The following is a 7684-nucleotide window of genomic DNA, read 5'->3' as shown; positions in this document are numbered from 1 at the left end:
CAGGTGACCGTGCCCATGCAAGGCACCATTGTCAAAGTGCTAGTCGAGGTGGGCGACACGGTGGAAGCCGGTGACCCGATTTGCGTGTTGGAAGCCATGAAGATGGAAAACAGCATCGCCGCCGAAAAAGCCGGAACGGTCACCGAGGTACGCATCTCAGTAGGAGACTCGGTAGGTGGCGGCGACGTGGTCGCCGTGGTTGAGTAAGGCTTAGCCTTTTCCTACTTGCCACAGCACTAGCCCGGCGGCTTGGCAAGATTCTTTGTTGAGTAAACCTCGCGTATCGATTATTTGATTACCCGCCATTGCTTCGGCGAGGGAAGAGAGGTCAAGTTCTGTGAATTCCGGCCACTCGGTAAGCACCATCACTACCTCCGCCTCTTTGGCAGCCTCTAACGCAGACCCTGCGTGGCGAGCCCCTTCAGGAGAAACAGAAACCATGGGGTCGTAGCTCGTTACTTTTGCTCCGGCGGCCACTAATCCTTTGGCGATGGCCAAAGATGGGGAGTCTCGAAGATCATCGGTGCCTGCTTTAAAAGTGAGGCCCAGTACCGCAATTTTTTTTCCATGGAGTGACCCTCCGACGGCTCGAGTGGCCACTTTTACCATTTGCCGCAGACGTTTTTGGTTAGCGGCAAGCGCCGCCTCTAACATGGTGTCGTCGGCTTCTGCATTGCGGATAACCGCGGCTAAGGCACGGGTGTCTTTAGGAAAACACGACCCGCCCCAGCCCGGTCCTGGTTGTAAAAATGCGGAACCGATCCGATGATCAAGGCCCATTCCGGCTAAGACAGTGGTGGCATCCCCTCCCCCTTGTTCGCACAGGGTGGCCACGGTGTTGACAAAACTTAACCGTAGAGCAAGGTAAGTGTTTGAGGCATATTTGATCAGTTCAGCCGAGCGCTGGTCGGTGATTATCACTGGGGCATTGAGCCCGGCATAGAGCGCGGCAACTTTGTGGCCTGCCTCTTTGTTTGAAGCCCCCACCACCACCCGGTCTGGGTGCTGAAAAGCTTTTACTGCTTGACCCGCTTGTAAGAACTCTGGGTTGGCTACCACTTCAACATCGCTTCGGCCGAGCCACCCCACTACTTGGGTGCTCGTTCCGATAGGAACCGTTGATTTGAGTACCACCACGGCTCCTGATGGCAAAGATTTTGACAAAGTGCTGACCACTGATTCAACAATGGTTAGGTCTGCGGCTCCATCGCCCAGCGAAGGAGTAGGGACGCTTATGAGTACTACGTCTGCGTCAACAACTGCTGCGGTCAGATCTTCAGTAAACGAAAGCCGGTTACCGGTTTGCCCAGAGGCCACTAGGGCGTCTAGGTCGGGTTCAAAGAAGGGAGCTTTCCCTTGTCGTAACGAGGCCAGCCTGTCGGCGTTATTTTCAACACCTACTACTACGTGTCCGAGGTCGGCTAAACAAGCGGCTGCGGTGAGCCCAACGTAGCCGCAACCCACTACGACAACTTTGGTTGGCTTATTTTCGTTATTCATTATTGGGCGAGGTTAGCGAACTTTGGCGCTCATTTTTGACTATGCAGGCACCTTGACCAGCCGGTCGGTATCCTTGATCTTTGTGAAAGGTCTTATTCTCAGTGGTGGCGCAGGTACCCGACTTCGCCCTATTACCCACACCAGCGCCAAGCAGTTGGTCCCCATTGCCAATAAACCTATTCTCTTTTATGGGATCGAGGGTTTGGTTGAAGCTGGCATCACCGACATCGGTATCGTCGTTGGTGAAACTGGGGACGAAGTGCGCCAAGCGGTGGGTGATGGTTCTCGCTGGGGCGCCGAGATTACTTACCTCTCGCAGGACAAACCTTTGGGCCTCGCCCATTGTGTACTTATTGCTCAAGATTTTTTGGGTGTTGATGATTTTGTTATGTATTTGGGCGACAACATGTTGGAGCAGAATTTAACCGAACTTGTTGATCGCTTTATTGTTGACCGAGCAGCATCTTCCTTGGATTGCCGGGTGTTGCTTAAAAAAGTCGCCAACCCAAGTTCGTTTGGGGTAGCGGTGGTCAATGCCGATGGTGTAGTAACTGATTTGGTGGAGAAACCAGAGAATCCACCTTCAGACCTTGCTCTCGTAGGGGTTTATTTTTTCTCTTCGGTTATTCATGATGCGGTGGCTTCAATTAAGCCTTCGCCTCGGGGCGAGCTTGAAATCACTGACGCCATTGCGTGGTTATCTGGCCAGGGCCTAATGGTCGACCACGACATGCTCGATGGGTGGTGGATTGACACAGGCAAGAAGGACCCTTTGCTGGAGTGCAACCGCTTGGTTCTGGGCACCATTGAGACGCAAACTGATGTTTCGACAACCGTTGACGAATCTTCTCTTATTGCGGGGGCGGTGCAAATAGGTGCTCGCTGCACCATTACCAATTCAGTTATTACTGGGCCGGTGGTTATTGGCGAAAATGTTGTTATTGATAATTGTCAAATTGGCCCGTACGTGTCGTTGGGCGATAACTGTGTGTTGTCTGATGCCGTTCTTGATGATTCAGTTCTTTTGAAGAATTGTTTAATTAATGGCGGCGGTCGCGTGACCTCTTCGTTGCTTGGCCGCTCCAGTAGCGTTTCAGGCACTTCTTCTTCCGGCACCAGTAGTTTGATGTTGGGTGATGACTCAATTGTTGAACTTCATTAAGGAACCTCATGCCTCGCATCGTCTCTTCTGAAACCATTTACGGAGTTGTCTTCGTGGAACCAAAGGTATTCAACGATGACCGCGGCATTTTTGTAGAAACTTGGCGTCAAGAATGGTTCCCTGGGGCTCCTCCCATGATCCAAAACAATCGAGCTGACCGCCAAGCGGGCAGCCTGGTTGGTTTGCATTTCCACCTCCACCAATCTGATTATTGGTACGTACCTTTTGGTACTGCCCGAGTGGTGCTTCATGATCTACGCCAAGGCTCCCCCACTGAAGGAGCCACTATTTGTACCAATCTTGGGACACGAGATGACGGGACGCATAACCACGGTGGCGTTTATATCCCGCCGGGGGTTGCTCATGGTTTTTCCGCCCTAAGCGATTTGACCATTACTTATTTAGTTGATGGCTACTACAACCCAGACGACGAACTTGGGGTTGCTTGGGATGATCCAGAAATCAATGCGGACTGGGGGGTAGCTGAACCCGTGCTTTCACTTCGCGACCAGGCCAACCCACGACGGGCCGCTATTGAACCTGCTCTTCGGCCGAGGTTTTAGCTATGCGCCTTTTTGTAACCGGAGCTGCGGGGTTTATTGGCTCAAATTATGTACGTCACGTTCTTGAAACTACCGATGATGCAATCACGGTCTTTGATGCTCTTACTTACGCTGGTAACCGGGCAAGTTTGGCCGACCTCGAAGACAACCCTCGTTTCTCTTTCGTCCACGGCGACATTTGTGACCGTGCTGCAGTAGAAGCAGCCTTGCCGGGCCATCAAGCAGTAGTTCACTTCGCTGCGGAAAGCCACGTGGATCGTTCAATTACTGACCCTGATGCTTTTATCCGTACCAACTGTGACGGCACCAATATTCTTTGTGATGTGGCCGGCCGAGCCGAGGTTGAACGCTTCTTACATATTTCTACCGACGAGGTGTACGGGTCTATTGACGAGGGTTCTTTTACTGAAGAAGATTCTCTGGCCCCGCGCTCGCCTTACTCTGCTTCTAAAGCTGGTTCGGATCTGATTGCCTTAAGCCACTACACCACGCATGGCTTGCCGGTAATAGTTACCCGGTCGTCTAACAATTATGGCCCTTACCAGTTTCCCGAAAAGCTCATCCCATTGTTTACCAGCAACCTGTTGGACGGCATCAAGGTGCCGGTGTACGGGGACGGAAAAAACGTGCGCGACTGGTGTCATGTGGCCGACAACTGTACCGGGGTGGACTTGGTGTTACGTAAAGGTCAAGTCGGTGAGATTTATAACATCGGGGCCGGTAATGAGTTCACCAATCTTGAACTCACCTCTGCTTTGTTAGAACTCACCGGTAGCGACGAATCCATGATCACCTGGGTTGAGGATCGACTGGGCCACGACCGGCGCTACTCCATAGATATTTCTAAAGTCACTGCCTTGGGTTGGGCGCAGCAACATTCGTTTGAAGATGGCTTGGCCGACACCGTACGTTGGTACACCGATAATCGTTCTTGGTGGGAACCGCTAAAGGCACGTTTGTGAAAATACTGGTCACTGGCGGCAACGGCCAACTGGGTCTCGCTTTGCACCGCCAAGGTGGAGGCCGCCGTCTTGTTGGCCTACCTCGAGAAGTTCTTGACATCACTAATTCCGCCGAGGTGGCGGAAGTTTTTGCCCGGGAGCAACCCGCCGTAGTGATTAACTGTGCCGCGTGGACCGACGTGGATGCTTGCCAAAGCGACCCTGAAAAAGCCATGGAGGTGAACGGTTCAGCGGTGAGCATTTTGGCGCATGAAGCAAGCAACGTCGGCGCTCGCCTGGTACAAATTTCTACGGACTACGTGTTTGATGGCACCAAGAAAGAGCCTTACGCAGAAACCGACCTACCGAACCCGCTCTCCGTTTACGGAAAATCCAAACTTTTGGGGGAATCGCTGGCTGGGCCTGATGCCCTTATTGTTCGCACCTCGTGGCTCATGGGCCCGGATGCACCAAACATGTTGCAAACTATTTTGGGTTTACTCAATGGCCATGACGACTTAACTTTTGTTGATGATCAGACTGGTTGCCCAACTTTTGTCGATGACCTAGCCGCCGGGCTTTTACGACTCGTTGAGGCCCGATCTACCGGTATTTTTCATCTCACTAATGCCGACCCGGTCTCTTGGTTCGCTTTCGCCCAAGAGGTGGCTCAAGCCGGCGGTTATGACCCAAAGCGAGTGCACGCTATTGCTACTTCCGCTTTTTCCCCTCCTCGACCTGCTCCCCGACCGGTTAACTCGGTTCTCGCTAACCAATCGTTTGTTGACGCCGGGTTCTCGCCCTTGCGAAGTCATCGTTTGGCCCTTACTGAGACCATGGCGCTTTAGTTAGGAACTTCTGGCGGGAGCCCATGGTGGGGAAAATCGTGGCTTGTCTGCTAACTCAAAGCGTTCGGTGTCTAACGAAAGATTCGGACTGTACGCCGGGTCAAGAAGCAATTGTTCTCCCCACCGGGCCTGCAAGGCTTGGCCTTCTTTGTTGAGTCGTTCTTTTTTTTCTGGGGACAGATCAAGCCCTCGTGATTTTGATTCGTGGTGGAGTAATTCGGCGTAAGGCGTCCAAATCACTTTGTAGCCGGCTTGACGCGCCCGTAAACAGTAGTCGACATCGTTGAAAGCTATTTTGAAGTTTTCCGCGTCTAGGCCTCCAATTTGATCCCAGAGTTTTCGGGTGGTTAACAAACAAGCGCCCGTTACTGCTCCGACTTCGTGGGCCACAGTAAGCCGTGCGAAGTAACCATGATCGGAGCGAGTGGCGTGTTTGTGTCCGTGGCCAGCAAAGCCACCGATGCCCGTTACTACTCCAGCGTGTTGAATGGTTTGGTCGGGGTAAAGCAGCTTTGCTCCGACTACCCCGACTTCTGGTTGCCAGAGTTGCCCCACCATTTCGGACAACCATCCGCTGGTTGTGGCTTCGGTGTCATCGTTGAGCAGGCAAACAATGCTCCCTTTTGCTGCATTTACTCCAGCATTGTTTATGGCTGAGTAGTTGAACTCTCCGGGAAACCTCAAAATGCTTATTTGGGGGTTTTGGGCTTGGGATTTCAAAAAATCTAGAGTCTCCCTTTCGGCGCTCCCATTGTCGACGATCACCACTTCGTAGTTGGGATAGGTGGTGTGTTCTTCAAGGCTGGCCAGGCACTTGCGTAAATGGCTGACCCCGTCACGAGTCGGAATGACCACCGAAACCATGGGGCGCTCTGAAGGCAGTTCGTACTTCACTCGATAAGTGGTGGGAGCCGCACCAATGGTTACTTCGGCTTTTATGCCGAGGCGAAGCAAATGGGTTTCCACTGCTTGTCTGCCGGCTTTTTCTGCATAAGTTTTTGCTCCTGCATCGGCGGATGTGGAGCCTTTGGTGGTTCGCCAACTGTAAAGGGGGAGCGGGATGTGGGCTATTTGCTCTGGTGAAAGTTTTTCAGTGCAGCGCAAAAAAAGATCATAATCTTGTGCTCCATCAAACTCTGAGCGAAAACGTCCGGATTTTTCTAGCCGTAGGCGTTCTACGGCAACAAAATGGTTTACATAGTTTTGGCTCCGCAACAGCGTCTTGTTTAAGTCGGGTTTGAAGTGTGGTTGAAAATGCACACCGTTTTCATCAATTTTGTCTTCATCGGTATAAATAAACTGAACGTTGGGCTGTTTGTTTATTTGGTCGGCGAGGCAAAACAAGGCTGCTGGGTGAAGCACATCGTCATGATCAAGTAAAGCCACCCACTTGCCCGCGGCCAGTTCTAGCGCTGAATTGCTCGCCGCAGAAATGTGGCCATTTTTTTCTCGACGTACTACTTTTATTCGGTTATCAGCATGGGCATATTCGTTGAGTACTTCAGCCACGTGGCTCTGGGTTGAGGCATCGTTAGCTATGCAGAGTTCCCAATAGGGGTAAGCCTGGTCAAGCACGGATTCAATGGCTTGGCGTAACCATTTTTCTGGTGGGTTATAGACCGGCATCACTACCGAGATAATCGGTGGCTCATCTATTTCGGTTATTTTGCTTTTTATACGCTCAAAGTCTTCTTTGTGGAGGCTCCAACCGTGGCAAAGTGCCTCATAGTCTGCCAGGCGGCGCCCGGCCAAGAGTTCTGCTCCCACTCCTTGCCCAAAAGCTTGTTTGAGGCGAATAACCAGTGCACGGATGCCATTTCGTTTGACGTAACGAAGGGTACGACCCGCTACTCCTCCACCCGGGACACCCTTGGGGGTTTTTGCCAATGCTCGCCATGACCGGATCGCTTGTAACAGAACAGCCAAGAAAGATTTTTTTCGAGTCAGGTTTTGAAACTCTGCCCGGCCCATGGTGAAGCGGCCACGCACCCCGAGGAGTTCAATGCGTAGGTCGATTGCTTCAGGGGGCAACTTCACTACATGGCTGACGAGCCCTTGCTTATCTCGGTCAAGTCGGATGCGCGTCCGTTCACCGTTTTTGTAAAACGAAAGCACCGGGTTCAACATGATGGACGGTTCGCTTTGGTAAACAAAAAGAATTTTGGTCCAGCCGATTGGTTGTGTGGTTGGGTCTAAAAGAATCGCCGGGTTTTCTCCCACTACCTGCCATTGATTGTCGACAACAGTTTCAATGTCTTCAATGTGAAAAATGGGTTCTTGAGTGACCAAGGGTTATTCCGAACCAGCCTGGGCTAGTGCTGTTAAGAACACGATGATGGAGGTAGCGAACTTTTGTGCTTGGGCTCCGGTTAAACCGAAAGGTTCGGCTACTGACTCTAAGGCCCCTTGGGCACCGTTTTCGGCGTAGTAAGCCGATTTAACTACGTTTACCCCTGATACATCAGGTGGGGTTTCCATGGGCTCGAGCACCAAGTCGTCGCCACCGAGGGCCAGCAAGAAAGCCAGTACCCCCACCGAGGTGAGTTGTAGTTCTTCGAGCGTGGCATCAAAATAATCGGCCGCGGATTGCATACCTACCATTTCTTCGTCGGTGTAGCCAGCGGTTACTCGATATTCGTCATAGCGGTCAGCGGGAAAAGCAACACTGGC

7 protein-coding genes are annotated in these 7684 nt (G+C 52.0%); 5 read left to right on the top strand and 2 right to left on the bottom strand.

All coding sequences use genetic code 11. The features are described 5' to 3' along the window. Nucleotides 1-207: biotin/lipoyl-binding protein (locus EYQ49_01025; protein ID HIG24462.1), on the top strand; the 207-nt coding region annotated here is incomplete at its 5' end. Between the two features lie 3 nt (nt 208-210). Here EYQ49_01025 and EYQ49_01020 read toward each other — a convergent pair. Next, nucleotides 211-1500, bottom strand: coding sequence for a UDP-glucose/GDP-mannose dehydrogenase family protein (locus tag EYQ49_01020; GenBank protein HIG24461.1), 1290 nt, complete (start codon nt 1498-1500; stop codon nt 211-213). 82 nt (nt 1501-1582) lie between these two features. On the opposite strand from EYQ49_01020, the gene EYQ49_01015 reads away from it, so the two are divergent. Genes EYQ49_01015 through rfbD form a run of 4 tightly spaced genes read left to right on the top strand, consistent with a single transcriptional unit; the run spans nt 1583 to nt 5014 of the window. Further along, on the top strand, nt 1583-2662 hold the full coding sequence (locus EYQ49_01015; protein HIG24460.1) for a glucose-1-phosphate thymidylyltransferase: 1080 nt from the start codon (nt 1583-1585) through the stop codon (nt 2660-2662). An 8-nt stretch (nt 2663-2670) separates the two neighbouring features. Next, nucleotides 2671-3225, top strand: coding sequence for a dTDP-4-keto-6-deoxy-D-glucose epimerase (locus EYQ49_01010; GenBank protein HIG24459.1), 555 nt, complete (start codon nt 2671-2673; stop codon nt 3223-3225). 2 nt (nt 3226-3227) lie between these two features. Continuing rightward, nucleotides 3228-4187 carry a dTDP-glucose 4,6-dehydratase gene (gene rfbB, locus EYQ49_01005; GenBank protein HIG24458.1) on the top strand — a complete coding sequence of 320 codons (960 nt, stop codon included), beginning with the start codon at nt 3228-3230 and terminating at the stop codon, nt 4185-4187. Then, nucleotides 4157-5014 (top strand): dTDP-4-dehydrorhamnose reductase, encoded by an 858-nt coding sequence (gene rfbD, locus EYQ49_01000; GenBank protein HIG24457.1) that lies wholly within the window; start codon nt 4157-4159, stop codon nt 5012-5014. The genes rfbB and rfbD overlap by 31 nt, the downstream gene beginning before the upstream one ends. Here the strand turns inward: rfbD and EYQ49_00995 are convergent, their stop codons facing one another. Further along, a complete protein-coding gene (locus EYQ49_00995; GenBank protein ID HIG24456.1) occupies nt 5015-7303 on the bottom strand; it encodes a glycosyltransferase family 2 protein in 2289 nt (762 codons plus the stop codon). Between the last annotated feature and the right edge of the window lie 381 nt (nt 7304-7684).

Source organism: Acidimicrobiia bacterium, from assembly GCA_012959995.1.
Lineage (GTDB): Bacteria > Actinomycetota > Acidimicrobiia > Acidimicrobiales > MedAcidi-G1 > MedAcidi-G2B.
The sequence above is the reverse complement of the archived record's forward strand: the minus strand, read 5'-3'. Positions and strand labels throughout refer to the sequence as shown.